This is a genomic window from Nocardia kruczakiae NBRC 101016 (genome assembly GCF_001612965.1).
Lineage (GTDB): Bacteria > Actinomycetota > Actinomycetes > Mycobacteriales > Mycobacteriaceae > Nocardia > Nocardia kruczakiae.
This window is the reverse complement of the sequence record NZ_BDBL01000028.1, coordinates 1-25744: the sequence shown is the minus strand read 5'-3', so window position 1 is coordinate 25744 and position 25744 is coordinate 1. Positions and strand designations below refer to the sequence as shown.

22 protein-coding genes and 1 pseudogene are annotated in these 25744 nt (G+C 69.8%); 10 read left to right on the top strand and 13 right to left on the bottom strand.

Annotated features, from left to right (window positions below; all coding sequences use genetic code 11):
- The first annotated feature begins 10 nt into the window (after window positions 1-10).
- A complete protein-coding gene (locus NK1_RS20425) occupies window positions 11-1348 on the top strand; it encodes an acetyl-CoA C-acetyltransferase (protein WP_063010894.1) in 1338 nt (445 codons plus the stop codon).
- A 106-nt stretch (window positions 1349-1454) separates the two neighbouring features.
- On the opposite strand, the gene NK1_RS20420 is transcribed toward NK1_RS20425, so the two are convergent.
- Window positions 1455-2453 carry a sigma factor gene (locus tag NK1_RS20420; RefSeq protein WP_063010892.1) on the bottom strand — a complete coding sequence of 333 codons (999 nt, stop codon included), beginning with the start codon at window positions 2451-2453 and terminating at the stop codon, window positions 1455-1457.
- Window positions 2454-2583: 130 nt separating this feature from the next.
- On the opposite strand from NK1_RS20420, the gene NK1_RS20415 reads away from it, so the two are divergent.
- Entirely contained in the window at window positions 2584-2931 is a 348-nt protein-coding gene (locus tag NK1_RS20415) for a DoxX family protein (RefSeq protein ID WP_063010890.1), read from the top strand.
- Between the two features lie 30 nt (window positions 2932-2961).
- Here NK1_RS20415 and NK1_RS20410 read toward each other — a convergent pair whose 3' ends face one another.
- Window positions 2962-3405: a VOC family protein gene (locus tag NK1_RS20410; RefSeq protein WP_157104367.1), complete on the bottom strand. Its 444-nt coding sequence runs from the start codon at window positions 3403-3405 to the stop codon at window positions 2962-2964.
- Between the two features lie 345 nt (window positions 3406-3750).
- On the opposite strand from NK1_RS20410, the gene NK1_RS20405 reads away from it, so the two are divergent.
- The 4 genes from NK1_RS20405 to NK1_RS20395 all read left to right on the top strand — a co-directional run bounded on the left by NK1_RS20405 (window position 3751) and on the right by NK1_RS20395 (window position 10443).
- Window positions 3751-4254 (top strand): universal stress protein, encoded by a 504-nt coding sequence (locus tag NK1_RS20405; RefSeq protein WP_039781540.1) that lies wholly within the window; start codon window positions 3751-3753, stop codon window positions 4252-4254.
- 94 nt (window positions 4255-4348) lie between these two features.
- On the top strand, window positions 4349-5449 hold the full coding sequence (locus NK1_RS20400) for an isochorismate synthase (RefSeq protein WP_063010886.1): 1101 nt from the start codon (window positions 4349-4351) through the stop codon (window positions 5447-5449).
- Window positions 5450-5576: 127 nt separating this feature from the next.
- Complete coding sequence (locus tag NK1_RS33880; protein ID WP_083871340.1) at window positions 5577-5747, top strand: DUF2613 domain-containing protein; 171 nt, start codon at window positions 5577-5579, stop codon at window positions 5745-5747.
- The gene (locus NK1_RS20395; protein ID WP_084461266.1) at window positions 5728-10443 is read left to right on the top strand and encodes a DUF3367 domain-containing protein; all 4716 of its coding nucleotides are present in this window, start codon (window positions 5728-5730) and stop codon (window positions 10441-10443) included. Before NK1_RS33880 ends, NK1_RS20395 begins: the two co-directional genes overlap by 20 nt.
- Here the strand turns inward: NK1_RS20395 and NK1_RS20390 are convergent.
- Complete coding sequence (locus NK1_RS20390) at window positions 10424-11623, bottom strand: acyltransferase family protein (protein WP_063010884.1); 1200 nt, start codon at window positions 11621-11623, stop codon at window positions 10424-10426. The two genes, NK1_RS20395 and NK1_RS20390, sit on opposite strands and share 20 nt — an antisense overlap.
- 233 nt (window positions 11624-11856) lie before the next feature.
- On the opposite strand from NK1_RS20390, the gene pgfA reads away from it, so the two are divergent.
- Complete coding sequence (gene pgfA, locus NK1_RS20385) at window positions 11857-12996, top strand: cell envelope lipid trafficking protein PgfA (protein ID WP_063010882.1); 1140 nt, start codon at window positions 11857-11859, stop codon at window positions 12994-12996.
- 80 nt (window positions 12997-13076) lie between these two features.
- On the opposite strand, the gene NK1_RS20380 is transcribed toward pgfA, so the two are convergent.
- Genes NK1_RS20380 through NK1_RS33875 form a run of 3 tightly spaced genes read right to left on the bottom strand, consistent with a single transcriptional unit; the run spans window position 13077 to window position 14882 of the window.
- Window positions 13077-13517: an SgcJ/EcaC family oxidoreductase gene (locus NK1_RS20380; protein WP_063010880.1), complete on the bottom strand. Its 441-nt coding sequence runs from the start codon at window positions 13515-13517 to the stop codon at window positions 13077-13079.
- Window positions 13518-13527: 10 nt separating this feature from the next.
- Entirely contained in the window at window positions 13528-14235 is a 708-nt protein-coding gene (locus tag NK1_RS20375) for an SDR family NAD(P)-dependent oxidoreductase (RefSeq protein WP_218023146.1), read from the bottom strand.
- 8 nt (window positions 14236-14243) lie between these two features.
- Window positions 14244-14882, bottom strand: coding sequence for an SgcJ/EcaC family oxidoreductase (locus NK1_RS33875; protein WP_084461264.1), 639 nt, complete (start codon window positions 14880-14882; stop codon window positions 14244-14246).
- 95 nt (window positions 14883-14977) lie between these two features.
- On the opposite strand from NK1_RS33875, the gene NK1_RS20365 reads away from it, so the two are divergent.
- Window positions 14978-15460 (top strand): MarR family winged helix-turn-helix transcriptional regulator, encoded by a 483-nt coding sequence (locus tag NK1_RS20365; protein ID WP_063010876.1) that lies wholly within the window; start codon window positions 14978-14980, stop codon window positions 15458-15460.
- Window positions 15461-15478: 18 nt separating this feature from the next.
- Here NK1_RS20365 and NK1_RS20360 read toward each other — a convergent pair whose 3' ends face one another.
- Window positions 15479-16798 (bottom strand): hypothetical protein, encoded by a 1320-nt coding sequence (locus tag NK1_RS20360; RefSeq protein ID WP_063010875.1) that lies wholly within the window; start codon window positions 16796-16798, stop codon window positions 15479-15481.
- Between the two features lie 71 nt (window positions 16799-16869).
- On the bottom strand, window positions 16870-17373 hold the full coding sequence (locus NK1_RS20355) for a DinB family protein (RefSeq protein WP_084461263.1): 504 nt from the start codon (window positions 17371-17373) through the stop codon (window positions 16870-16872).
- A 231-nt stretch (window positions 17374-17604) separates the two neighbouring features.
- Here NK1_RS20355 and NK1_RS20350 point away from each other — a divergent pair, with 231 nt between their 5' ends.
- Window positions 17605-19587: a hypothetical protein gene (locus tag NK1_RS20350; RefSeq protein ID WP_063010873.1), complete on the top strand. Its 1983-nt coding sequence runs from the start codon at window positions 17605-17607 to the stop codon at window positions 19585-19587.
- 48 nt (window positions 19588-19635) lie between these two features.
- On the opposite strand, the gene NK1_RS20345 is transcribed toward NK1_RS20350, so the two are convergent.
- The gene (locus tag NK1_RS20345) at window positions 19636-20874 is read right to left on the bottom strand and encodes a glycosyltransferase family 4 protein (RefSeq protein WP_063011039.1); all 1239 of its coding nucleotides are present in this window, start codon (window positions 20872-20874) and stop codon (window positions 19636-19638) included.
- A gap of 173 nt (window positions 20875-21047) precedes the next feature.
- Here NK1_RS20345 and NK1_RS20340 point away from each other — a divergent pair, with 173 nt between their 5' ends.
- Window positions 21048-21836, top strand: a complete 789-nt coding sequence (locus NK1_RS20340) for a class I SAM-dependent methyltransferase (RefSeq protein WP_063010870.1) — start codon at window positions 21048-21050, stop codon at window positions 21834-21836.
- Between the two features lie 15 nt (window positions 21837-21851).
- Here the strand turns inward: NK1_RS20340 and NK1_RS20335 are convergent, their stop codons facing one another.
- The 4 genes and pseudogenes from NK1_RS20335 to NK1_RS35040 form a co-directional block, all read right to left on the bottom strand.
- Window positions 21852-22136, bottom strand: a complete 285-nt coding sequence (locus NK1_RS20335) for a hypothetical protein (protein WP_036506885.1) — start codon at window positions 22134-22136, stop codon at window positions 21852-21854.
- Window positions 22137-22335: 199 nt separating this feature from the next.
- Window positions 22336-22560, bottom strand: a complete 225-nt coding sequence (locus NK1_RS20330) for a hypothetical protein (protein ID WP_146161217.1) — start codon at window positions 22558-22560, stop codon at window positions 22336-22338.
- A gap of 269 nt (window positions 22561-22829) precedes the next feature.
- The gene (locus NK1_RS20325; RefSeq protein WP_063010868.1) at window positions 22830-24662 is read right to left on the bottom strand and encodes a phosphoenolpyruvate carboxykinase (GTP); all 1833 of its coding nucleotides are present in this window, start codon (window positions 24660-24662) and stop codon (window positions 22830-22832) included.
- Between the two features lie 284 nt (window positions 24663-24946).
- Window positions 24947-25744: pseudogene (locus NK1_RS35040) on the bottom strand (hypothetical protein); the annotation flags it as partial.

Here is a 25744-nt window from a genome sequence, read left to right as displayed (position 1 = left end):
GGAGACTCGAGTGACTACCAAAGCCCGTTCGGCGAAGACCGCAGCATCGAGCAGCCGGGCCGACAAGGCCAAGCAGGCCAAGCCCGTCGCCGTCCTCGGCGGTAACCGGATTCCGTTCGCTCGCTCCGACGGCCGCTACGCCCACGCCTCGAACCAGGACATGTTCACCTCCGCGTTGAACGGCCTGGTCAGCCGATTCGGGCTGCAGGGCGAGCGGCTCGGCATGGTCGTCGGCGGCGCGGTGCTCAAACGGGTCGGTGAGCACGGCATGGTCCGGGAGAGCGTGCTGGGCAGCGAACTCTCGCCCTACACCCCCGCGCACGATCTGCAGCTGGCCTGCGGCACCGGCCTGCAGTCGATCGTCACCGTCGGCGACGCCATCGCACTGGGCCGGATCGAGGCCGGTATCGGCGGCGGCACCGACACCACCTCCGACGCGCCGATCGGGGTGAGCGAATCCATGCGCGAATGGATGCTCGACGCCAACCGGGCGCGCAACAACAAGGATTACGTCAAGCTCGTCGGCCGGCTGCGCCCGAGCATGGTCGGCATCGAGATCCCGCGCAACGCCGAGCCCCGCACCGGCCTGTCGATGGGTGACCACGCGGCGATCACCGCCAAGGAGTTCGGCATCGCCCGCGAGGCGCAGGACGAACTGGCCTACCTCTCGCACAAGAACATGGCCGCCGCCTACGACCGCGGCTTCTTCGACGACCTGGTCACCCCGTTCCTGGGCCTGACCCGCGACGACAACCTGCGCCCGAACTCCTCGCTGGAGAAGCTGGCCACCCTCAAGCCGGTCTTCGGCAACAAGCTCGGGGATGCCACCATGACCGCCGGCAACTCCACCCCGCTCACCGACGGCGCCTCCGCGGTGCTGCTGGGCAGCGAGGAATGGGCCGCCGAGCGCAACCTGAAGCCGCTGGCCTACCTGGTCGACAGCGAAGTGGCGGCGGTCGACTACGTGTGGGGCCCGGACGGCCTGCTGATGGCGCCGACCTACGCGGTGCCGCGCCTGCTCGCCCGCAACGGCCTCACCCTGCAGGATTTCGACTACTACGAGATCCACGAGGCGTTCGCCTCGGTCGTGCTGGCCACCCTGCAGGCGTGGGAATCCGACCAGTACTGCAAGGAGCGGCTGGGCCTGGACGGCGCCCTCGGGGCGATCGACCGCACCAAGCTCAATGTCAACGGCTCCTCGCTGGCGGCGGGGCACCCGTTCGCCGCGACCGGTGGACGCATCATCGCCCAGACCGCGAAGCAGTTGGCGGAGAAGGGTTCCGGACGCGCGCTCATCTCCATCTGCGCGGCCGGCGGCCAGGGCGTGGTCGCCATCCTGGAGCGCTGATCCGCGACGCCGCTCGGCGCATATGACGAAACGACGCCGGTCCGTATCGAACGGGCCGGCGTCGTCGTATTTCCGGAGAACATCCGGCACCTCGAGATCAGGGCAGTCAGCGCGCGGGCGGCGGGACCGCGATCGTCAGGGCGTCCAATCGGCCCGGGTCGGCGACGACCTCGTAGGCGGCCACCCGGTCCTCGCGCACGGTGAGCAGCAAGACCGCCGCCAGTGTCCCGTGCGGTGCCACGACCAGACCCAGCCGACCGTCGACCAGGGCGAGGCCCGCCACGCGAGAACGACTGCGCAGCAGCACCGTTTCCTCAGCCACCGCCGCCGCACCGCGCACGACGGACGCGATGCCGGGCGGCAGAATCGCGGGGTCCGCGGTGCGTACGACATCGGGTGCGAGCACCGCGAGCAGGGCGCCGAGGTCGCCGGCCCGCGCCGCCGACAGGAATGCGGTGACCACCTCGCGATGCCGGGCGAGTTCGGCCGCGGGCGTCGCGGTGTCGCCGCGCACGCGGTGGCGGGCGCGACTGGCCAGCTTCTTCGTCGTCGCCGCGGTCCGGCCCACGATCGGGGCGATATCGTCGAACGGGACGGCGAACATGTCGTGCAGTACGAAGGCCACACGCTCGTCCGGGCTCAGCGTGCGCAACACCACCAGCAGCGCGCGACCGACCGAATCGGCCAGTACCGCTTCGGCTTCCGGCTCGGCGAAGACGCCGGGCCGAGGGCCCGCACCGGTGGATTCGAGTGCGACGGATCCGTCCGCGGGGTCGACGAGTTCCTCGCGCCGCGCGGCTCGGGAACGCAACTGGTCCAGGCAGATTCGCGAGACGACGGTGGTGAGCCACGCCGCGAGATTGCCGATCCCGGGCCCGTCCGCCGCATCGTCATCCGCAGCCCCGTTGCCCGCCGCACCCCCCTCCGCCGCGCCTCGCCCACCATGCTTCGTCTCGGTCGTCCCCGCGGCCCGATCGAGGCGCAACCAGGCTTCCTGCACCGCGTCCTCGGCCTCGTTCAGTGAGCCCAGCATGCGATAGGCGATAGCGCGCAACAGCTCGCGGTGTTCTTCGAAGCGCCGCGCCAGCTCGTCCCGATCGCGCACCGGTCACCTTTCTCGGCCCCCGCACGTCGAACCGGATGTGGGACGGATTCGCCCTGTTCGCCCGCGCCGTGGGCTCGGACCCACCTCTTCACGATCGCAGATCAGGGCGCCGAACGAGCAGGAGGGTGTCATGCACACCGCATATGTGACCGTCACGATCGTCGCCGCCGTGGTGATCTTCGGGGCGACCGTCGTCGACTTCGTCGCCCCGGAGTGGGTGCGTGGCAATATGCGCAGCTACGGGGTACCGGACTGGGCGCTGATGCCGTTGGCGGCGATCAAGGCAGCGGGCGCACTGGGGCTGCTGGCGGGGCTGGTGTTCCCGGCGATCGGGCTGGCCGCGGCCGTCGGGCTGGTGCTGTATTTCGTCGGCGCGGTGATCACCATCGTGCGGGCACGCTGGTACGCGCATCTGCCGTATCCGATGCCGTGCCTGGTCCTGGCCTCGGCGGCGGCCTGCCTGGGTGCCCTCGCCTGACACCGACCCGGGATCCGCGGCGCGCCCGGCTCACGCGGCAATACGCTCCACCGCTGCCACCACCTCCGACAGCAGCGGCAGCGATTCGTCGCGCTGAGGTGCGCGCGCCCACCACCGGCCCTCGTGGGTGTGCCGCCCGAATCCGGTGGGCAGGATGACATTGCTGCGATGGGATCCGATATCGACGCCGTGGCGTTGCAATCGCAGGGTCCGATCCACATCCGGATAACCGTCGAATACCGCGATGAACGTTCGGCGCGGCGGATGTTCGCGCACCAGCACCGGTCCCGGAATACCGCGCACGGTCAATTCACCGAGTACCAGCGCACCGAGCGGTTCCGGCGTATTCACCGCGGCGACCGAGTCGCCCAGCGGTAACACCACATATCCGGGTGAGGTGACGCGCACGTAGGGTAATCCGAACAGCTCCCGATAGGTGTCCGCCCAATCCTGTGGCGTAGCAATCTCTTTCAATCGCACGATGCACCTCACTCACTGTCCATCTCCCGGCGCCGCACCCCGGCTCCGTTCGTCGGTTGTTCCAGTGAATACCGGAAATCGCAGCAGTTACACGTGATTCGGTGAATCACGCGCGAATTGTCAGCCACGAGTGAGGTTCAGCACACAGTCCGATCGGTCCGGACCGAATGGTCGCATCGGGTACGGACCGAAATGCGGCGACGGAACGGAACGGTTTCGAATCGAATCGGCGAATACCGATCGACATCCCGCATCGACGCTGATCGCGCGAGTAGTCTCGGGTCGCGGGTAGTCGCGGGACGCCCACACACTCACGGCACGGAGGTCCGGGAGGTCGTCATGACTTGCGACTTGATGCTCATCGCGTACGACGGATCCGAGAATGCGAAGCGGGCCGTGGAATATGCGGGGCGGTTTCTGTCCGCGCCCAGGGCGGTCGTGCTCACGGCGTGGGAGCCGATGGTGCGCCAGGCCGCGCGGCTGTCCGGACTTTCCGGGGTGATGCAGCCGGAATGGCTTCCGGACGAGGAGATCGAGGATATCGCCTACGTCGACGCCAAACAGATCAATGCCGAGGGCGTACGGCTGGCGAAATTGGCGGGATTGAATGCGGAGCCACGCACCGCCGAATGCACCTCGACCATCTGGAATGCGATCGTCGACGTCGCCGACGAGCTGAATGTCGACATCATCGTCGCCGGTACGCGGGGCTCCACCGGCATCCGCGCCCTGCTGCATTCGAGTGTGGCGGAGGCGGTGCTGAAGCACTGCCACCGGCCGATTCTGCTGGTACCGCCGGGAAAGGAACCGATTCCGGTCAGCGATCTCGCCGGACAGCTGTGACGGTGCCGCCCCCCTTCACATGAGTCTGCCCACATGAGATCTGCGTCGCTGCCCGGGCGCCGCCCGCTGCGGACACGACTATCGTCGGGAAACTATGGACGGCTTTCTGCTCGCACAACCGGGGGGCGTGGTCCGTACCACCGGCATCCGGCGCGCATTCGACGATGCGCGGCGGGCGGCGGCGGCCCTGCGGGAGGGTGCGGCGGAACTGATCGTCGGCGCGATCCCGTTCGATCCGGGCGATGCGGCCGCCCTGTGTGAACCGGAACAGGCGCAACACAGCGCGGGCCCGTGGCGTCCGGCGGCGGTGCCACCGCTGCCCGAGGTCCGGGTCGTCGCGGAGATTCCCAGCCCGGCCGAACATGTGGCCCGGGTGACGAAACTGGTGGAGCAGCTGTCGGATCCGGCGCAGCCGTTACGCAAGGTGGTCGCCGCGCGCTCGTTGATCGCCGAGGCGCGGCAGCCGCTCGAACCCGAGGTGATCGCCGCGCACCTGCTGGTTCGCCATCCTCAGGCCAATGTCTTCGCCGTCGATCTGACTCCCGCCGGCCGGACCGGCGCACATCTGGTCGGCGCCACGCCGGAGGTGCTGGTCGCGCGGCACGGCGACACCGTCACGCTGCGTCCGCTCGCCGGGACACTGCCCCGGCACGCCGATCCCGCCGTCGACGCCGAACGGTCGCGGGAGTTGTTGTCCAGTACCAAGAATCGCGACGAGCACGCCTTCGTCATCGAGTGGATCCGCGAACAACTCACCCCGGTCTGCGCCGAACTCGCGATCCCCGAGGGTCCCGAGTTGATCAACACCGCCGACGTCTGGCATCTGGCGACACCCATCACCGGCCGGCTGCGCGACCCCGCCACCACCGCGCTCGACCTGGCGCTGCTGCTGCATCCCACGCCCGCGGTCTGCGGGACCCCCACCGACCTCGCCCTGCGAACCATCACCGAATACGAGGAGCCGCGCGGTTTCTACGGCGGCGCGGTCGGCTGGTGCGATACCCGCGGTGACGGTGAATGGGTGGTCGCGATCCGATGTGCCGACGTGTCCGCGGACGGGCGCACCGTCCAGGCCTACGGTGGCGGCGGCATCGTGGCGGCGTCCGACCCGCGCACCGAACTCGACGAGACGACGGCCAAACTGCGCACCCTGTTGAACGGCCTGGCCTGCGCGGTACCGGATCAGCCGAGCTGATCGGGGCTGCTCGGAGGGCGCGAGAGGGCCGACCGAGCGGCGGGTTGGGCGTGCTGCGTGCCGCCTGCGGCGCGCCCATGTTGTAGGTTGGCTCGCAAGACGCCTGTGTCGATGTTGGGAGTACGCGATGAAGTTTGCCGTCCCGGGGGTTGCGAGCGCCGTCGCCGGAGCGCTGCTCGGCGTGATCGCGGTGTTCGTCGTCGTGACGGCGACGGCGCAGAATTCGCGGCCCGAGGTGGATCGCAGTGGCGACGCGTCGTCGTCGCTGCTGAACAACGTTGAGTACGGCGCGCGCTGACGCTGCGCCCGCCGCTGCCCCCTCCGCCGACTCCCGTTCCTCGGCCACCGCACCACTGGGCCGGCGTTGGTTCGCCGGTACCGTTCTCGCCGCCTTCCTGCTGACCTTTCTGCAGGCACCCGGCAATACCGTCGCCGACACCAAATACGATCTCGCCCAGAATCCGGTCGGATTCCTGCAGCGCGCCGCCCATCTGTGGAGCAGTCAGGCGCCGATGGGCCAGGTGCAGAACCAGGCGTACGGATATTTCTTCCCGCACGGCGCCTTCTTCTCACTGGGCCATGTGCTGGGACTTCCGGCGTGGGTGACCCAGCGGATCTGGTGGGCGCTGCTGATTCTCGCCGGCTTCTGGGGCATCGTCCGGCTGTGTGAGGTGCTGGGCATCGGCACCCGCGGTTCCCGGGTGGTCGCGGCGGTCGCGTTCGCGCTCTCGCCGCGGGTGCTGACCACGCTCGGATCCATCTCCTCGGAAACCCTGCCGATGATGCTGGCCCCCTGGGTGCTGCTCGCACCGGCCGCGCTGGGCGGCGCCGGGATGCCGCGGATCCATGCCGTCCGGTCCGGATGGCGGCGCCTGCTGCCGCACCGGCCGACCGCCGACTCGGTCTCGATGCGGGGTGCGACCTCGCCCGCGGCGAGCGCCCTCGCGCTGGCGCTGATGGGCTCGGTCAACGCGGTCGCGACGGTGGCCGCCTTCCTGCCCGCGGCACTGTGGTGGGCGTCGTTTCGCCCGAATCGCACCTGGTGGCGCTTCACCCGGGCGTGGATTCCGCTGTTGATTCTGGGCACCTTCTGGTGGGTGGTGCCGCTGCTGGTGCTCGGCAAGGTGAGCCCGCCGTTCCTGGACTACATCGAATCGTCCGGGGTGACCACCCAGTGGGCGTCGCTGGGCGAGGTGTTGCGCGGCACCGACAGCTGGACGCCGTACGTCTCACCGGAGCGGATCGCGGGCGCGGTACTGGTCACCCAGCCCGCGGCGGTGCTGGCGACCGGAGCGCTCGCGGCGGCCGGAATGGCCGGGCTGGCGCTGCGCTCCATGCCGGGCCGCGGACGGTTCACGCTCGTTCTGATCGCCGGCCTGGTCGGAATCTGCGCCGGATACGCCGGACAGCTCGGCGGCCCGTTCGCCGAGTCGGTGCGGATCTTCCTGGATTCCGGCGGCGCCCCGCTACGCAATGTGCACAAGCTGGAACCGCTGATCCGGATCCCGCTGGTGATCGGGCTCGCTCATCTGCTGCGCCGGGTGCCGTTGCCCGCCTCGGTGCCGATGCCGGTGTGGCGCAACGCCTTCGCACATCCGGAACGCAACCGGATGGTCGCGGTGGCGGCGCTGTTACTGGCGGCACTGGCCCTGTCGACCTCGCTGGCATGGACCGGGAAGCTCGCCCCGCGCGGCGCCTACGACAAGGTGCCGGCGTACTGGCAGCAGACCGCGGACTGGCTGGCGCACAATGCCTCCGACACCCGGGCGCTGGTGGTGCCCGGAGCGCCGTTCGGCAGCCAGATCTGGGGACTGACGCGGGACGAACCGCTGCAGGCCCTGGCCCGCACGCCGTGGGCGGTGCGCGATGCCGTGCCCCTCACACCGCCGGGGGCGATCCGGGCGATGGATTCGGTGCAGCGGCTGATCGCCGACGGCCGGCCCTCCACGGGGCTCGCCCCGACGCTGATCGATCAGGGCATCGGAATTCTGGTGCTGCGCAACGATCTCGACCCCGACACCTCCCGCTCCACCCGTCCGATGTTGGCGCACGAGGCGATCGAGGGCTCACCCGGGATCACCAAGGTCGCCGAATTCGGCAACCCGATCGAGGTGGGCCACGGCGACGGTCTGGTCGCCGACGGTGACCTGCGCCCGACGTATCCCGCGGTCGAGATCTACCGGGTGAGCGACGGCGACAGCGGGCAACCGGCCGAGGTCCGCAGTGGCCCCGGCGCTCCCGCGAGCTTCCCCGGGGCGCGGACCGTTCCGCTGGATTCCGTGCCGGTCGTCCAGGGCGGCCCGGAAGTGCTGGAACGGCTGCGTCGCAACGGATCCGGCGCGAACGGAGCCACCCTGCTGGCCGCCGATGCCGCACGCGCGCAACTGACTCCCTCGGCGACCACGATCACCGATACCCCGATGGATCGCGAGGCCGATTTCGGGCGAGTCGACAACCACAATTCGGCGCTGCGCGCGCCCACCGACGCCCGCCGCACCCACAACCTGGTCCCCGACTATCCCGTATCCGGCGCGCAGCCGGTGGAGGGGCAGTGGTCCGGCGCCACCGTCACGGCCTCCAGTTCCGCGGCCGATGCCACTCAGCTCGGCGGTGCGGCCCCGGGAAGTTCGACCGCGGCCGCCTTCGACGGCGACCCGAGTACCGCGTGGTTGAGCACCAGTGCCGAACACGCTGTCGGACAATGGCTCCGGCTCGGCCTCGACCATCCGATCCAGGCCGGGGCACTGCAGGTGACCACGAGTCCCGCCGCCATCGGCGATCCGGTGAAGTGGATCGAGGTGCGCACCGCCAACGGCACGGTGGCCGCGCGGATAACGGAACCCGGTGCGCCGGTGTCGGTTTCGCTGCCGCCGGGGCGCACCGACTGGCTCACCATCACGGCGACCCGCACCGAGAACGGCACCGGCGGTGGACAATTCGGTATCAGCGAGGTGCAGCTGTTCGACTATTCGAACCGGGACGCGCCGACGCCGGTCACCATTCGCCACCGCACGGTGCTGCCGCCCGTTCCGGCCGGAACGCCGGTGCGCGGCTGGAATCTGGGACAGGAATTCCCCGGCCGCAGTGGATGTTTCGATGCGCCGGATCGCGTGCGCTGCAGTAAGGGCCTCGCGCTGCCCGCCGAGGAACCGGGCGCCTTCGAACGCACTCTCGATGTGCCGGATCCGGTGACGGTCGCACCGCGGCTGACCCTGCGCACCCGGCAGGGCCCGGCGCTGGAAAGTCTGCTGACCGATCCGGAGCGGCCCATCGCTCGGGGCAAGGCCGATGTCGGCGATCTGCGCGGTTCGGCCTTCGCGGCAACCGACGGCGATCCGCGCACCAGCTGGATCGCCCCCGAGGACACCGTGCGCAATCGCACCGGCGCCAAACCGACGCTGACCGTTGCGCTGCCGCGCCCGGAACTGGTCACCGGCCTCGAGGTGACCCCGCCGATGGGCGCACTGCCCGCGCGGCCGACCTCGATCGCGGTGAATCTCGGTGACGGGCCGCAGGTGCGCGAGATTCCGCCCGCGCCGAAGGGACGCGATCCGGAGGCGACGGCCGAATCACCGGCCCGCACCTCGCCGACCGCCACACCACCGCGGGACGCACCCGCCCCGCAGCCGAGGTCGACCGACACCCCCGCGCCGATGTCCGCACCGCCCACTCCGATCCGGCTGGAGCTGTATCCGCGCGTCACCGACCACATCGAGATCAGTATCGATACCTGGAAGCCGGTGCTGGACCGCACCGCGCTCGGTCTCACCCAGGAGCAGCCGCCGGGCCTGGCGGAAGTGTCGGTGCTCGGACCGGACTATCCGGCGCCCGCACCCGGCGACCGGCCGGTGACGGTGGACTGCGACCACGGCCCGACCCTCGCGGTCGCGGGGCGGGTGCTGCACACGAGCGTGACCGCGACGGCCGATGAATTGCGCACGGGGAAGCCGGTTTCCGCCACCGTATGCGCGCCCGGCGACACCGCGAACGGCGGTGCCACGGTGGACCTTCCGGCCGGTTCCGTCGACGTCACGGTCGCTCCGGCCGAACTGTTCTCGGTCGACGAATTGCGTTTGGACAACACGGCTTTCGCGGCTGCCGCTCCCCCGGCACCGGCTACGGACGGTGGCGGCGCGACGCGGCCGGCCGGCGATCGCCTGCTGGTGCTGCCGCTCAGTACCAATGTCGGCTGGACCGCGCACACCGAAGACGGCCACACGTTGCGGCCCGTCGTAGTCGACGGATGGAAGCAGGGCTGGGTAATTCCCGCCGAAGCGCACGGCCCGGTGACCGTGGGATTTCCGATCGACAGCTGGTATCGCCTGGCCATCTTCGGCGGTTTGCTCCTACTGATCCCGCTGGTGCTGCTGGCCCTGCCGGTACCCGGGCGACTGCGTAAACGGTTGGGGCACAAACGAAACCATCGCACGGCCGAACTACCGCAGGACGACACCACGCCGCTCCCCGCAGAAGGCGCAACACCCGGCGACACCGCCCTGCCGGCGGCCGACTCGCCCGCCCCGGCGGACGGTGCACCGATGAGGGCAGACGGTGCGCTCGCACACGGAATCGGCGGCGGCACGACGCCCCGGCCGGACGGTGCTTCGAGCGCCCCTGCACCGGCCTCCTCGGCCGTGTCCTCCGACCCACCCCCTCGGACCTGGAACAGCTGGTGGCTGGGCGTTGCCGGTGTGCTGATCGCCGCCTTCCTCATCGCCGGACCGATCGGGACGGTGTGCGCCGCAATCGGTGTCGTCGCGGTACGGGTGCTGCCGCAGGCGCCGCTCGCGCTCGCCGTGCTGGCCGGGGCCGGAACGATTCTGGGCGAGGCCGCGCTCTCCACCGGGCCGTGGCGGTCGGGAGAGGTCTATATGGGTGGCTCGCTGTGGGCCCAGTTCCCGGCGCTGGTGGCGGTGGTCGCCGTGGGCGTCGCCGCACTGCCCGCGCGGAAACCGTGGGGGCGAGCGGGTTCCGCTACCCGAACCGGCGTTTGACCCACTGCCGCACCGGTTCTTCGACCAGCGCGTAACTGGCGGCGGCCAGCGGAATCGTGAAGGCGACCGTCAAGGCCAGCACGTGCAGGAACCCGCCGTTGAACGGGATGAAACCGAAGATCGGGAACATCATCGCCAGGACCACCAGATGCCAGATGAAGATGCCGTAGGACCAGCGTCCGATCGTCAGCGCCAGGCGGCTCTCCAGAAAGCGGTGCCGCGCGACACCGACCACGAGCGGGGCGAGCAGACCGAAACCGATCAAGGCCCCTAGACCCATTTTCATCGCGTACTGCCACGCCGCGGCGCGAGCCAGTCCGGCGGGCCCGGCCAGGTCGGTGGCCGACAGCGCGAACGCGACCGCGGCGACCGACCACATCAGCCGGCGGTCGCCGAACCACCGCTGCCACCGCGGCGCCGCGTCCTCGTCCCGCGATCGGGCGCCCAGGATCTCGGCCAGTTCGGCCAGCACCATGCCCGCCGCGAACCAGGGCAGATATCCGGGCAGCCAGTTGTCGGCGTGGATGGCGTCCGGGGTGGGCACCGGCAGGAAATTCCAGCCCAGGCACAGCACTCCGATCGCGGTCACCGCGAACACCCGCTGCCGCGCCGCCGAGCCGCGCAATCCGGCCAGCGCCCAGGCCAGCAGCGGCAGCACCAGATAGAAGGCCACCTCCACCGACAGACTCCACATCTGGGTGAGCCCGTCGGTCAGGGTCAGCGGGACGAAGACCTGCACCAACGCCAGATTCGCCCCCCACACGCGCAGTCCGGCCGAATGCGCCGCGGACGGCAGCAGGGTGAGCGCGACGCAGACCACGACCCAGTAGGCGGGCAGGATGCGAGCGGCGCGGTGCAGAAGATAGCGCCCGGCTCGCGGGGCGGTGCCCAGGCCGCGGGCCGCGGCGGCGTGCGGGCGCCACAGCAGGAAACCGGAGAGGCCGAAGAACACGGCCACGGCCATATCGAACCGCTCCCACACCCGCCCGATCACCGGCGTTCCCGCGGCGCCGGTCTGGAAGGCCACGTGGGTCAACACCACACCGAGTGCGGCCAGTCCGCGCAGACCCTCCAGCGCGGGAACGAATTTCCGGGTTCCGGGGACCGCCGGAGCGGGGCGCGACGCCGGGGCAGCCGGCACGTCGGTGCTGGATGTGGCGATTTCGGGCGTTGCGGTCATCGCGATCCAGTGTGCCCTGCCGGGTTCGCCGCCACCGCGTGCGGCTCCCCACGGCGTGAGCGTGGACCGCGCCTCGCCGGACGCCCGTACTTCTCCGGGGTGTTTTCCGTACTCAGCTCGCCGGGTTAAGGTGCCGGACTGTTAGTGTCGGGGCTCACGAGTGCTTGTGTTATGACCGCACCCGGTTATGAGCGCACCCGGACGAGGCTTGTTCGACGACGAGGAGAGTTTGCATGGCACTCAGTGCCGGTACCAAGAGGACGGTGGCCTGCCTGCTCGTGGGACTCGGTGCGCTGTTGATCGTCGCAGCGATACTGATTCCGACCTACGGGGTGAGCCAGTTGGCCAAAACTCCCCTCGACCTCGAGATCACCACCATCGCATCCAACAAGCCGGACGCCCCGAGCGAGGTGCTGGACGCGAAATCGCTCACCTCCGGTGAGGGCCCCGTCCAGATCGACAAGAATGTCGGGCTCATCTCGCAGCGCTTCCTCACCGTCGAGGATCCGTCGGGTAAGACCAATATGACGATCCAGGCCGGTCAGACGCTGCGCCGCAAGGACAAGACCGGTGACACCGGCCTGCTGTCGGCGATCATCGACCGCGTCACCATCAACCGCAAGACCGGTCAGCCGATCGACGACGACCCCAACGGCTCGATCGCGACCACCGTCGACAGCAAGGGCAACAGCGTCCCGGATCCGGTGCAGCACACCGGTCTCCAGTACCGCTTCCCGATCGGCACCGAGAAGACCACCTACCCGTACTTCGACATCAACGCCCGCAAGTCGTTCGATATGAAGTTCGTGGAAGAGACCGAGATCAACGATCTGAAGGTCTACCACTTCCGCCAGCAGGTACCGCCGACCGATCTGTCCAAGGTCACCTCCGCGCCGACCAACCGCCTCACCTTCCCGGCCGCCAAGTGGGGCGTGCAGGGTGAGGGCGACGTCACGATGAACCGCTACTACACCAACACCCGCGACGTGTGGGTGGAGCCGCAGACCGGCACCGTCGTCAACGGCTCCGAGCAGCTGCACCAGTACTACGCGCGCAGCGCGGACAAGCCCGAGGTCAACGCGATCAACACCACGCTGACCTTCGATCCGGACACCGTCCGCTCGCAGGCCGACGAGGCCCGCAAGTACATGGATCAGATCTCGCTCTACAGCCGCACGCTGCCGATCATCCTCGGTGTGCTGGGCGTGATCTCGCTGATCGCCGGTCTGATCCTGGGCCTGCGCGGCGGCGAGGGCTCCTCGAAGCCGGGCCGGCTGGTCAAGAAGCCGCAGACCACCCCGCCCAGCGACAAGCCGGGACAGCCGTTCTCGGAAGCGCCGACGCAGCAGATCGACATCCGCAAGAACCTGTGATCAGCGAGAACCGATAGGTTCCCCGGTCGCACAGTGGCTCCCCGGTTTTCGGAACGGGGAGCCACTCGCGTTTCGCGGGCCTACCCGGCCGGCCTGGTGGCGGGCTGCATGCGGAAGGTCAGCGCCTCCATGAGGGTTTTGCGCTGGGTCTTCTGCACCGCCGCGATCCGCCATTCGCCGTCGGCTTCGCGGACCACGGTGTAGGTGGCCAGCTTGCCCAGCTTCTTCGGCCGCCCCTTCGACGATTCCCCGCGGGTGACGACGACGGCGGTATCGCCGCCGTAGCGGCGGATCTCGACGATGTCGACGGTGAGCCGGGTGCCCTTCAGGAAACTGTCGAACAGCGCCTGATGCGCGCCGCCGATCTCGGTGCCACCGTGGTAAACGGTGCCCAGATAGGTGACGTCGGTGGCGTCGGCGGTGAAACAGGCGCCGTAGGCGGCGCCGTCGCCGCGGTTCCAGGCGTCGCGGCTGCGCTCGATGAGAGCGCGGATGGCGGTGGTGTCGGTGGTCGTGGACATGTTCGTCTCCTCAGTCGGCGAGCAGGGTCAGAGCGGTTCGGCGCGGCAGCAGCCGCATGGCGGTGGTCCAGAGCCGGTTGGCCGGGCTGGTGAGTACGACCGGGCCCTCCTTGCGGGCCAGGGCTTTTCGCGCTCGGCGCACGACGTCCTCGGGCGACTGCACCAGCCACGGCGGTACGTCGGCGGCGGTCTGGGAGCCGGTCGCGGTGACACCGGGGCACAGGGCCATGACATGGACCCCACGCGCTTTCTGTTCGTGCCACAGGGTTTCGGAGAACGCGGTGACGAATGCCTTGGAGGCGCTGTACACATCCAGGCCCGGCTTCGGTGAATGTCCCAGCGTCGAGGACACATTCACGAGCGCGCTGCCGGGGCCGGCGGTGGCGAGAAATGCGTGCGCGAGTGTGACCACGGCCCGGCAGTTGAGATCGATGGTGGTGAGCGACGATTCGATCGCCACCTCGGTGAAGTCTCCGGGCACGGCGGTTCCGGCGTTGTTGACCAGCAGCGCGTAACCGCCCCGGCGGAGCAACTGCGCGGTTGCCGCTACTCCCTTCTCGGTGGTGAGGTCCGCGGCGAGATGATCGTGGCCGGTACCGAGTTCACCGACGAGCTCCGCCAGACGATCGTCGTGCCGGGCGACGGCGGTCACCGAAAACCCCTCTGCCGCAAGGCCGGTGGCGAAGGCGCGGCCGATGCCGGCACTCGCACCGGTCACCAGCGCCTTCACCGTTCGGCCTCGGGCTTGGTGGCCGGGTCGAACAGGAAGGACACCCGCTCGAACACCGACTGTCGCGCGGTGTTGTGGAAACTCGCGATCCGCCACCGGCCGTCGGCTTCGCGGACCAGCGTGTAGGTCTGGGTCTTGGACAACTCGTGCGGGCGATCACCGTCGTACCGGTCGCCCCGGCTGGTGACGATGGCGACGTCACCACCGTAGAACCGGGCGCCCAGGAACGAATCGGCCAGTTTGCTGCCCTTCAGGAAACCGCTGAACAGCGCGCGGTGCGCCTCGGTGAGATCGCGGCGTCCGCTGTAGTAGGTGCCCACGAAGGTCGTGTACGTGGCGTTCTCGGTGAAGGCGGCACCGTAGGCGTCGGCATCGTTGCGATCCCACGCGGCCGTCATATCGCCGATGGTCGAGCACACCGCCCGCAGATCCTCGGCGCTGCCGCCCTCGGCTCGCACACTCGTGCACTCGGCGACGCCCGTATTGCGCACATCGGAGGTCTGATCCAACCAGATGTATCCGCCTGCCGCGGCGATGCCGAGGCCCAGCACGGTGGCGCCGAGCGCCTTGACCACGGTGCGGCGGCGGGATTTGCCGGGTCGGGCGGGTGCGCTGGGGCCGGTGTCGACGGTCATGAGCAGGTCCTCTCGTGATATTCTCTGCTTAGAAGATTTTACTTCTTTGAAGAAGTTTCTTCGTTGAGGAAGAGGTTACGAGAGAGGTGTGTCCCGTGTCAACGACGAGTCGCGAGAACGACCCCAGCCAGGTCTTTCGCCGCTATCTGAGTTCCGTTGTGCTGCACGCTCAAGCGGGTGCGAAAGCGGTCGGGCTCGGCGCCACCGACCTCTACGCGCTCAACATCCTGGAGTTGAGCGGCGCGATGACGCCCGGGGAACTCGGCGCCCGCACCGGCCTCACCACCGGGCCCACCACCCGCCTGATCGATCGCCTGGAACAGGGCGGCTACGTGCGCCGGGCGCCGGATCCGGCCGACCGGCGCAAGGTCATCGTCGAACCGGTGGACCGGCCCGCCGGCCTGGACAGCGCCCTGGCCCCGGCCCGTCGCCGCATCGGCGACATCGTGCGCGGCTACACCCCCGAACAGCGGGAACTGCTGTTCGACTATTTCGCCCGTGCGGCCGACGCGTACCAGCGCGCCGCCGAAGACATCACCGCCGAGGAGGTCACCGAATCGGAGACGCCGGGCGAGTGAGTTTCCTTCCCGCCCACGTCATTCGGCACGTAACGGCGAAAGCTTCTCTCCCACAGCGACATTCGTAGCGCCCGGATCGCGACGGACGGTCCGGATCACCACGGTGACCACCAGCGTGGTCACGATCGCGACGATGGCGGTGGCCAGCGTGATCAACGCCGGCAGGCTGCGTACGAAGGGCACGGCGACGCCCACTTCGACCGCCAATCCGGCCCAGATGACGGCGGCCGGTGCGGTGCGGTCGGCGGCGATGGCCGACAGCAGGGCTCCCTGCAGCACCGCCAACAGTGCGCCGGCCAGCGCGAACAACCACAGCAGATCCTGGATCGGCGCGTAGTCACGGCCGGCGAACAGCGGGGCCAGCGGCGCCAGCACGGCCGCGCCGGCCACGGCGACCAGGCCGACGGTCGCCAGCACGCCGAGTGCGGACCGCAGCGCGCGCACGGAATGCTGCGGTTGCGCCATCCGCGGATACAGCACGACGCCGACGGCCTGCGGGAGCCAGAACGCGATCTTGGTGGCGATCGCGCCGAGGGCGTAGCGGCTGGCGTCCGCCTCGTCGAGAACGATGCGGGCGATGATCAGATCCGCGGACGACAGCGCCATCAGGGCAGCCTGGACCTGGGCCGCGCGCAGGACCGCGGTCACATCGGCGGCCCGTGCCGCCCCGATCCGAGTACCGGCGCTCCGGACCTCGACAGGGGCCCGCGCGACTTCGGCCGCGTTCGGCGGCGGGTTCGAGCCGGCCTCCGTCGCCGAGAGTGCGATCCGGGAGATCCGATTCGCCGCCGTGGTAGCGACCAGCAAGCCGAGAGCCGCGCCCCAGAGCGCGGCCGCGGCACCCGCGCCGATGGCCAGCGCGATCAGCGCCGGAGCGACCCGGGTGATCGCCGAACCGCCGAGAACGGTTGCGAGCGAACGGAATCGGTTCGTTCCCTGCAGAATTCCCTGCTCGCCGGACAGCAACACCAGGACCGGCGCGGCGATCAGCGCCCCGCCTGCGGCGACCGCGCTCACGTGCAGCAGCATCGCGACGGCGGGTATGAGCGCGAGCGCGACGACCGCCACGATCATCGCGCAGCGCCGGGTCAGGCCGCGCACCGTCGCCACCGCGGCGCCGCGCACCAACTCCCGCGCGACCACGTTCTGCAGCGCCAACGCCGGCACCGCGGCGAGCAACTGCACGGCCAGCAGGCTCGCGAAGGCGCTGTAGCCGGCCACGCCCAGCCAGCGCCCGGCCAGCAGTTGCAGCAGATAGCCGGCGATATTGGCGGTCATGGCCCCAGCGGTCACCAGGGTCATATCCGCGACCACGGGTAGACGGCGCAGGGCAGGCATCCCGCCATGCTCCCACCTGCGGGCCGCCCGGCACACCCGAGGCCCGACGACAACCCCGTCGTGCGGGTGTTTCAGTCCTCGTCCACCAGCTGGCGCCGCACGTCGAGCAGATGATGGCGGACCTCGTGGACGGTGTGGACCGCCACCCAGCGCAGTTCGCGCTCGACGCGATCGGGGTAGTTGTACACCACCCGCCGGTTCCAGTCGTCGGCGTCGAGGCGGTCGAGAACATTCGCGAGCAGTCGCGCCGAGACGAGCAGTTCCTGCGCCACGTCGGCGGGATCCTGCTCGGCATAGCCGTCGTGATCGGCACGTTCGTCGCGGCCCATGGTGTCGAGGGCCGGGCGGTCGGTGCGGCGCCCCAGCAGTATGCGTTCGCGCTGCACGAGCAGTACGTCCCGGACGTGGCAGCCGTATTCCAACGGCGACCACAGCTCCGGAAGGCGGCGACGCCGCGCGTCGGGGCAGTCGTTCAGCGTGGCGGCCAGCTCGGTGACACCGGCGAGGATCGCGGTCGCGGCCCGCGGCGCCTCGTCCGGCCGGTACTCGTAACCGCATTCGGCGCATCGATCCATCGCACAACCCCGTCTCGCCGCGTTGACACCGTCTCAGCGAGACCATATCTTTCCCCGCGCTCCCGGACGCCACCTTCACCGTGCAGCCAGATCGGCGGGCAGGTGCAGGGAGCCGGACGGGGAACCGTCGCCGCGGGTGCGGCCGACGTAGGGTGACTCAGCGTGACCGGGGCTCGAGAACAAGGCGACGACACCAGAAGCTCGCAGCTGCGTTCGTTCGGCGCCGCGCCGATGGGGGCCCGGATCGTTCCGGTGGCCTACAGCCTGGCGCTCGCCCTGATCGTCGTCGGACCGCTGTTGGGCCCGGGGTATCTGCTGCTGCGCGATGGCGTGAGCACACCCCGGTCCTACCCGACCGATGCGGCGCTGGGCTTGGGTGACGCGGCGCCGCGCGCCGTACCGCAGGACGGATTGCTCGCCGCACTGTCGGTGGTGGTGGACGGGGGGATCGTCGTCAAGGCGATTCTGGTGCTGGCGCTCACGGCCGCCGGATGGGGCGCGGCCCGGCTCGCGCACAGCCTGCTGCGGGTGTCCCTGGCGCCTCAGCTGGTCGCCGCGACGGTCGCGATCTGGAATCCCTATGTCGCCGAACGGCTGCTGCAGGGCCACTGGAGCTTACTCGCCGGATACGCGGCACTGCCCTGGACCGTCGTCCTCGGACAGCGGATAAGGACCGGGGCCGGACGTGCTCGTCCGGCGACGCGTCCATCACACGGCCACACGGCGTATCCGCCGGGCGATCCCGGCAACACCACGACGCGGGCCGATATCGGCCGCGAGCCGCGAGGAGACACCTCCGAGCAGGTGCCCGGTAACCGGACGAGGCCGGGGTGGGTGCACACCGCCGGTTCGTGGGCGATGCTGGGCGGCGTCCTCGCCGCGGCGGGTGTGACACCGACCGGATCGCTGCTGGCGGGCCTGGTGGCGGTACTCACGGTGGGGCGGCGGAACCTTGTCGCCACGGTGGCGCTGTGGCTGGTGAGCGCGGGTCCGTGGCTGGTGGCTACGGCGCTGTCCGGCAGCGGGGCCGAACCGTCCGATCCGGCGGGCGTGGCGGCCTTCGCCGCGCGGGCCGAGCCGGGGCTCGGCAGCGTGGGAAGCCTGGCCGGACTGGGGGGAATCTGGAACGGCGCGGCGGTACCCGGCTCTCGGACAACGCTTTTCGCCGTGTTGTCGACCCTCGTGCTGCTGGGGATCGTGCTGGCGGGCGTGCGCGCGGTGGCGGCGCCGGGTGAACGGTCCACGCGCTGTTCACGGCGAATGCTGTTGGTGCTGGCCGTGATCTGCATCCTGTTGCCGGCCCTGGGCGCGACGGGATGGGGTCTTTCGATCGGCGAATCCCTGATCGAGCGCATCCCCGGCGCCGGATTGCTGCGCGACACCCAGAAGTACGTCGCGCTCGCCATGCCCGCCTACGCCCTCTGCGCGGCCGCGGGCTGCGGGGCCCTCGCGTCCTTCCGCCGCCGAGGTACATCGGAATTCACGCAACCTGCACCCCGGACCGACCTGGTTCACACGGACGCGCCCGCGGCGCTGACCTCTCCTTCCGCCGGTAGCGAACCCCCGCACACCGACAGCACTGGGCTGCGGCCGAATTCCCTTGCCGTGCAACCACTTATCGCGGTTCTATTCATCGCCGCCCTGATCCTCACCCTGCCCGACCTGGCCTGGGGAGTGGGTGGCGCGCTGCGACCGGTGCACTACCCGCCGGCCTGGCAGCGGGTGGCCGCGGTGGTCGACGGCCCCGGCGACGTCGCCGTGTTGCCCGCCGGAATGTTTCGCGTATTCCCTTACAGCGGAAGGGCTCCGGTGCTGGATCCCGCGCCCCGCATGCTGCGGTCGGACGTCCTGCAGACGGGCGTGCTGCCCGTCCGGGGGCGGGTGGTGGCGGGTGAGGGCGCGCGAGCCCAGCGGGTGGAGAACCTGCTGCTCCGGGGCGCGGACCCCGCCGACCTCGCCGCTCAGGGCGTCGGCTGGATTCTCGTCGAACACCGCACGCCGGGAGCGGTCGGCGATGCGAGAGCCACGCTCAGCCGGCTGCAGCCGATGTACTCCGACGCCGATCTGACGCTCTATCGCGTACCGGGAGCACGAGATGTGGCCCGGGCCACCCCCACCGACCGCGCCGTGGCCGTCGCCGCACACCTGCTGTGGGCGGCTCTACTCCTGACCGGGCTCGCGGCGGCCCTCGCCGTCCGGCGACGCGGGCGATGAAGCGCACCGATCGACAGCCGGGCCGGGCCGGCGATGATCGCTCGCCGATCAGCGAAGAGTCGGGGCCATCCGGTCGTCTCGCGCCGAGGTCGCCGCCGCCACCGTCGCACGTCCGGTGACCAGCCCCGAGACGAATCGTCCCCGGGCGGCGGCGGCGAGGACTTCGCTCACTCCGTTGCCCGTCTGCTCCCAGGAGAACTCGCGAGCTCGCGCACGCGCCTTCTCCCCCATCACCATTCGGCCCTCGGAGTCGGCGAGTAGTTCACCCACGGTGTCGGTCAACTGGGTGGAGTCGTCCACCAGCACCCCGGTCACACCGTCGACGATGGAATCGGTCAGGCCTCGGGAACTGCGGTAGCCGATGGTCGGGACACCGTGTTGCGCCGCCTCGATGACCGCCAGGCCCCACCCTTCCTTGCGGGAGGGCAGCACCTGAACCCAAGCGCGGGAGAGCAATTCGTGCTTGCGCGCTTCGTCGACGTAACCGTGGAAATCGACCGCGTCGGCGATGCCCGAGCTGTGCGCACGCTTCTTCAGGTTGTCGGCCCACCAGCCGTCGCCGATCACGTCCAGGCGCAGGCCGGGGAGCCGGTCACGCAGGCCCGCGACCACGTCCAGTGCGTCCTCGATCTGCTTGTGCGGCACCAACCTCGACAGCACGACGATGCTCGGATACGGCGTGCGGGTGGTCGCGGCGCCGGTCGGGGACTGCGCGGGCACGGGCTCGGCGCCGTTGCGCACCACCGCGATTCGCGTCGCGTCCACCCCCAGTGAGGCGAGTTCCTCCGCGGAGGGCAGCGATACCGTCAGATACTGATCGCGCCGATGGACCCGCGGCGACAGTCGCGATTCGATCCACCAGCCGATTCGCCCGACCACCCGGCCCGCCACCGGCCACTGCTCACGATGTCCGTGATGCACCAGGACCACCGACGGCGCACCGGAGACCGTCCGGGCGAAGAACGGAATGCCGTTCTGGGTGTCGATCACCGCATCCGGCCGCAACCCGCGCAGCGGGCCGAAACCCAGCCGCCCGGCCGCGATGGCGGCCAGCGCTCGCGGGTAGACCGTGAAGCGCCCGCCTGCACGGCTGACCTCGATACCGTCGATGCGTTCCCGGCGCGCCGCACCCGGATAGTGCGCGGTCCGCAGCGTCACCTTCACCCCGCGCGCCGCCAACTGCGCACCCACCCGCTCCAAGTACCGCTCGCTGCCCCCACCCTGGGGATGTCCGGTGTCGCGCCAGCACAGCAGCAGGACCTCGCGTACGTCCGCACCCGGCCGCATCTCGTTCTCGCCGCTGCCGCGCCCACAGAGCTGCGCCATCGCAGCGCGCTCGCGGGGGCCGGTTTCGGGCACGGCAGTTCTCCAGATCGTTCACGTCGGACGACAGTGGGCTCCACCATAGCGGCCGACAGCCGTTCCGGGTCGCCGCGGTCGCCGCATAGACTGGCGCGGCCATGCTTCGATCCGACGCAACCGGACCGCGTCCCCGCTTCGCGCGCCGGGCCACCCTTCGCCGTTCACTGCGCCTGTTGGGCAGTTTCCGCTTCGAACAAACCGACCCGGCCCGGTTCTACGGTGGTATCGCCACCGACACCGCCGACCTCGTAGCCGATTTCTATCGGGATCTGACCGGACGGGACCTCCGCGGCACCGTGGTCGTCGACGTGGGCGGGGGTCCGGGGTACTTCGCGGACGAATTCGCGGCGGCGGGCGCGCGCTATCTGCCGATCGAACCCGATCCCACCGAGATGCACGCCGCCGGGCTCACCGTCACCGGCGCGGTGCGCGGGTCCGGGATGGCGCTGCCGATCCGCGACGACGCCGTCGACATCTGCCTGTCGTCGAATGTCGCCGAACATGTGCCGCAGCCGTGGTTGATGGCCGACGAGATGCTGCGCATCACCAAACCGGGCGGCCTGATGGTGCTGTCCTACACGGTGTGGCTCGGACCGTTCGGCGGGCACGAAACGGGGCCGTGGCACTACCTCGGCGGCGAATTCGCGGCCCGGCGCTACACCCGGCGCACCGGAAAGCAGCCCAAGAACCGCTTCGGCCGCTCGCTGTTCGCCGTCACCGCCGCCGACGGGCTGCGATGGGCGCGCGAAACCGGGGGCCGGGCTCAGATCCTCGCCACCTTCCCCCGCTACCACCCGCGCTGGGCATGGTGGGTGACGCGCATACCGGGCGTGCGGGAACTCCTGGTCAGCAATCTGGTCGTCGTCGCGGCCAAGCCCCTCCGCTGAGGCCGCATCCGGGATCTACTCCAGCCACCCCCGCCGCCGGGTGCGCCGAGCCGGCTCACTCCACGGCGGCTCCTGCATGGCCAGGCCGACGGTTTCCAGCGGGGTCAGGCCGACGCAGTTGGCGAGTGAGCGGACCGCCGCCACCGCCTCGGCCGCCTGCAGCGCCGCCGCCGCCTGTTCGAGTGTCAAGGTCCGGCCGGGCAGAAAGGACACCACCCAGCCCCCGGTACCGACGGACCTTGCCTGATGTGGGGTCTGATCACTGGTCATCAGCGATCGGCCGACCACTTGCACCGCCATGATTCGGACTCCCCTGCGATTGCATCTGTAAAATCGTCCGACAAACGTTTGCTCTAAGCATGCTCTGCAATCGAAGGAAACGCAATAGTGCGTTTTGCGAAAAGCGAACCGCGAGGTAGGATTTCGCGCCTCGCGACTGGGCGATCGGTCCGGGATGTCCGCTGCGCGTCGTACGCGACGCAGGAGAAGACGCGCCGAATCAGTTCTCGGACAAGCGGACTCGCAGCACCGGCTGCGGATCTCCGTGCGGGCGGGGCGCCGCCAGGTCGATCTCGACCTGCCACCCGGGCGGCAGTACGGCCTGCAACCGGGCCGCCGCGCGCTGCAGCGGCGTACTCGCCGCCGTCGGCGCGAGATCCACCTCCGGATCGGCCCATCGCGCGCCGGCTAATCCCGAGACAGCATCGAACCCGAGTTCGGTCATGCCCACACCCACCTCCCACATACCCCGACCGGTCGGCCAGACAACGGAATCCACGAGCACCTGCAAGCAGTCAGTTCAGCCGAGTAGTTAATTCCCCGCAACCACGGGGAGTATTCGTGAGATGCAGAACACATTCAGAATAGGACAAGCGCGCCATTCCGCACGCGGAACGGCGGAAATGACGAGCCGCCCGCCCCGTCGCAAAGACGGTGCGGGCGGCTCGCTTTCGTCGTTCGCAGGGACCGGCCGTCCCCCGGCCGACCCTCCGACTAGCCCAGACGCTGCTTGAGCGCCTCGAATTCGTCACGCACGCCGGACGGCAGCTTCTCGCCGACGAATTCGAACCACTCCTCGATCAGCGGGATCTCCTTGCGCCACTCGTCGAGATCGACCTTCAGCGAGGCGTCGACGTCGGCGGGATCCACGTCCAGACCGTCGAGGTCCAGATCGCCGGCGGTGGGCACGTTGCCGATGGCGGTGGCCTCGGCCTGCGCCTTGCCCTCGATCCGGTTGACGATCCACTCCAGCACGCGGGAGTTCTCGCCGAATCCGGGCCACAGGAAGCGGCCGTCGTCGCCGCGGCGGAACCAGTTGACGTAGAAGATCTTCGGCAACTTGGTGGCGTCGGCGTTCTTGCCCAGGTTGATCCAGTGGTTCATGTAGTCACCGACGTGGTAGCCCATGAACGGCAGCATGGCCATCGGGTCGCGGCGCACGTTGCCGACCTTGCCCTCGGCCGCGGCGGTCTGCTCGGACGACATCGTGGCACCCATGAAGACGCCGTGCTGCCAATCGAAGGACTCGGTCACCAGCGGGATCGTGGTCTTGCGGCGGCCGCCGAACAGGATCGCCGAGATCGGCACGCCCTGCGGATCGTCCCACTCCGGGGCGAGCGTCGGGCACTGCGACATCGGCGTGCAGTAGCGCGAGTTCGGGTGCGCGGCAAGGGTTTCGGTCTCGCGCAGGTACCAGTCGTTACCCTTCCAGTCGATCAGGTGGTCGGGCTCGCCCTCGAGTCCCTCCCACCAGACGTCGCGGTCGTCGGTCAGGGCGACGTTGGTGTAGACCGTGTTACCGGCCTCGAGCGTCGACATGGCATTCGGATTCGACTTGTGGTTGGTGCCGGGGGCGACGCCGAAGAAGCCGAACTCCGGGTTCACCGCGTACAGGCGGCCGTCCTCGCCGAAGCGCATCCACGCGATGTCGTCACCCAGCGTCTCCGCGCGCCAGCCCGGAACGGTCGGCTGCAGCATCGCCAGGTTCGTCTTACCGCAGGCGCTCGGGAACGCGGCGGCGACGTAGTAGTTCTTGTTCTCCGGGGAGATGAGCTTGAGGATCAGCATGTGCTCGGCCAGCCAGCCCTCGTCGTGCGCCATCGCCGAGGCGATGCGCAGCGAGTAGCACTTCTTGCCCAGCAGCGCGTTGCCGCCGTAGCCCGAACCGTAGGACCAGATCTCGCGATCCTCGGGGAAGTGGGTGATGTATTTGGTGTCGTTGCACGGCCAGGGGACATCGGCCTGACCCTCGGCCAGCGGCGCGCCCACCGAATGCAGTGCCTTCACGAACGGTCGATCGGTGCCCAGCTTCTCCAGCGCGGCCTTGCCCATGCGGGTCATCACGCGCATCGACACCACGACGTATTCGGAATCGGTGAGCTCGACGCCCAGCTTCGGATCCGCGGCGCCCAGCGGGCCCATGCAGAACGGCACCACGTACATGGTGCGGCCCTTCATGCTGCCGCGGTACAGCTCGGTCATGGTGGCGCGCATCTCGTTCGGATCGACCCAGTTGTTGGTCGGGCCGGCGTCGGCCTCGGTGCGCGAACAGATGAAGGTGCGCGACTCGACGCGGGCGACGTCGGAGGGGTCCGACAGCGCGAGGAAGGAATTCGGCTTCTTGTGCTCGTTGAGCTTCTGGAAGGTGCCGGCCTCGACCAGTTGGGTGGTCAGCCGGTCCCATTCCTCATCGGAGCCGTCGGCCCACACGACCCGCTCCGGCTGGGTGAGCTCTGCGACCTCCTGCACCCAGGCGAGCAGTCCGGCATGCTTGGTCGGCGCGGTGCCATCGGATCCGTGAAGACCAGGAATGGTCGCTGAGGTCATGAAAACTCTCCTGAGATGAGCGGCGGGCCGGAAAACTGCCGAAACAGCTTTCAACACCAGGAAGGCCGCCGTTGGCTGTGGACATCCGCCCGGCTCGCCGAACAGCGCGCCCCGGCTGGGCGGCGTACGAGAACGAGACGGACACCCGGATTCCTTAAGTAAAGAGGTTAACGCGATGTGACGGTCGGTACGGAATGGGGTTGCTCACTCGGGACCTCGCCGAAACCTTCCCACCTCGGCGGCACCCCTGCTGTGCGGGGTGAGCAAACCGCGACCGGGCGGAATCACCCGGCGACCGCGGCCTCCAGGATCGCCAGATCGCGTTCGCAGGCGGCCACTCGAGCGGGCTGTTCGGCGGCGGTGCGGCGCAGTTGCGCCTCCAGCTCCGCGACCCGGCGATCGGCCTCCACCGTGCGCGCGGTGCTCGCGCGCACCACCTGTTCGGTCAGCTCGGACTCCGCCTCCACCAGGGCCGTCGCCACCCGTTGCTCGAGCTGGGCCTTCACGTTGACCAGCACATCGGTCGCCCATTGCCGCAGATGTGCCCGGTCGGCCAGATGCCCCCGGGCCTGCACCACCCACCACGCGACGCCCGCGCCGAGCGCCAGGGTGACCGGCACGGTCGCGTAATCCAACGCCGGCACCAGCGACAACGGCGCAACGATCAACCGGCCGAGGCCGAAACCCGCCGATGCGCCCAGGGCGATCATCAATCGGTCCTCGACACCGCGATGGCGGCGCTCCGGATCGGGGCCGACCCGGGGGGCGGGATCGGCCGGCGGAGCCGGCGAGGCGAGCACGGGCTGCGGTTGCGAGCCCGCCACGGCCTCGATCTGGCGAGCCAGTTCGATCAGGCGGTGGCGGACCACGGCGTCGAGTTCGGCGGTGACCTGATTCACCGCCGCCTGCAGAAGCTCGGGATAGCCGCGCTGCGAGCGGCGGTCGAGGCGGTCCAGATCGGCACGTGCGGTGGCATTGACGGTGCGGACGCGGACGCCCACCTCGTGCGTCAGATCGACCCGGGCCAGCTGCAGCCGGTTGCGCAGGGCGGCCAGGGCCTGCGCGCGGCCACCGTCGCGACC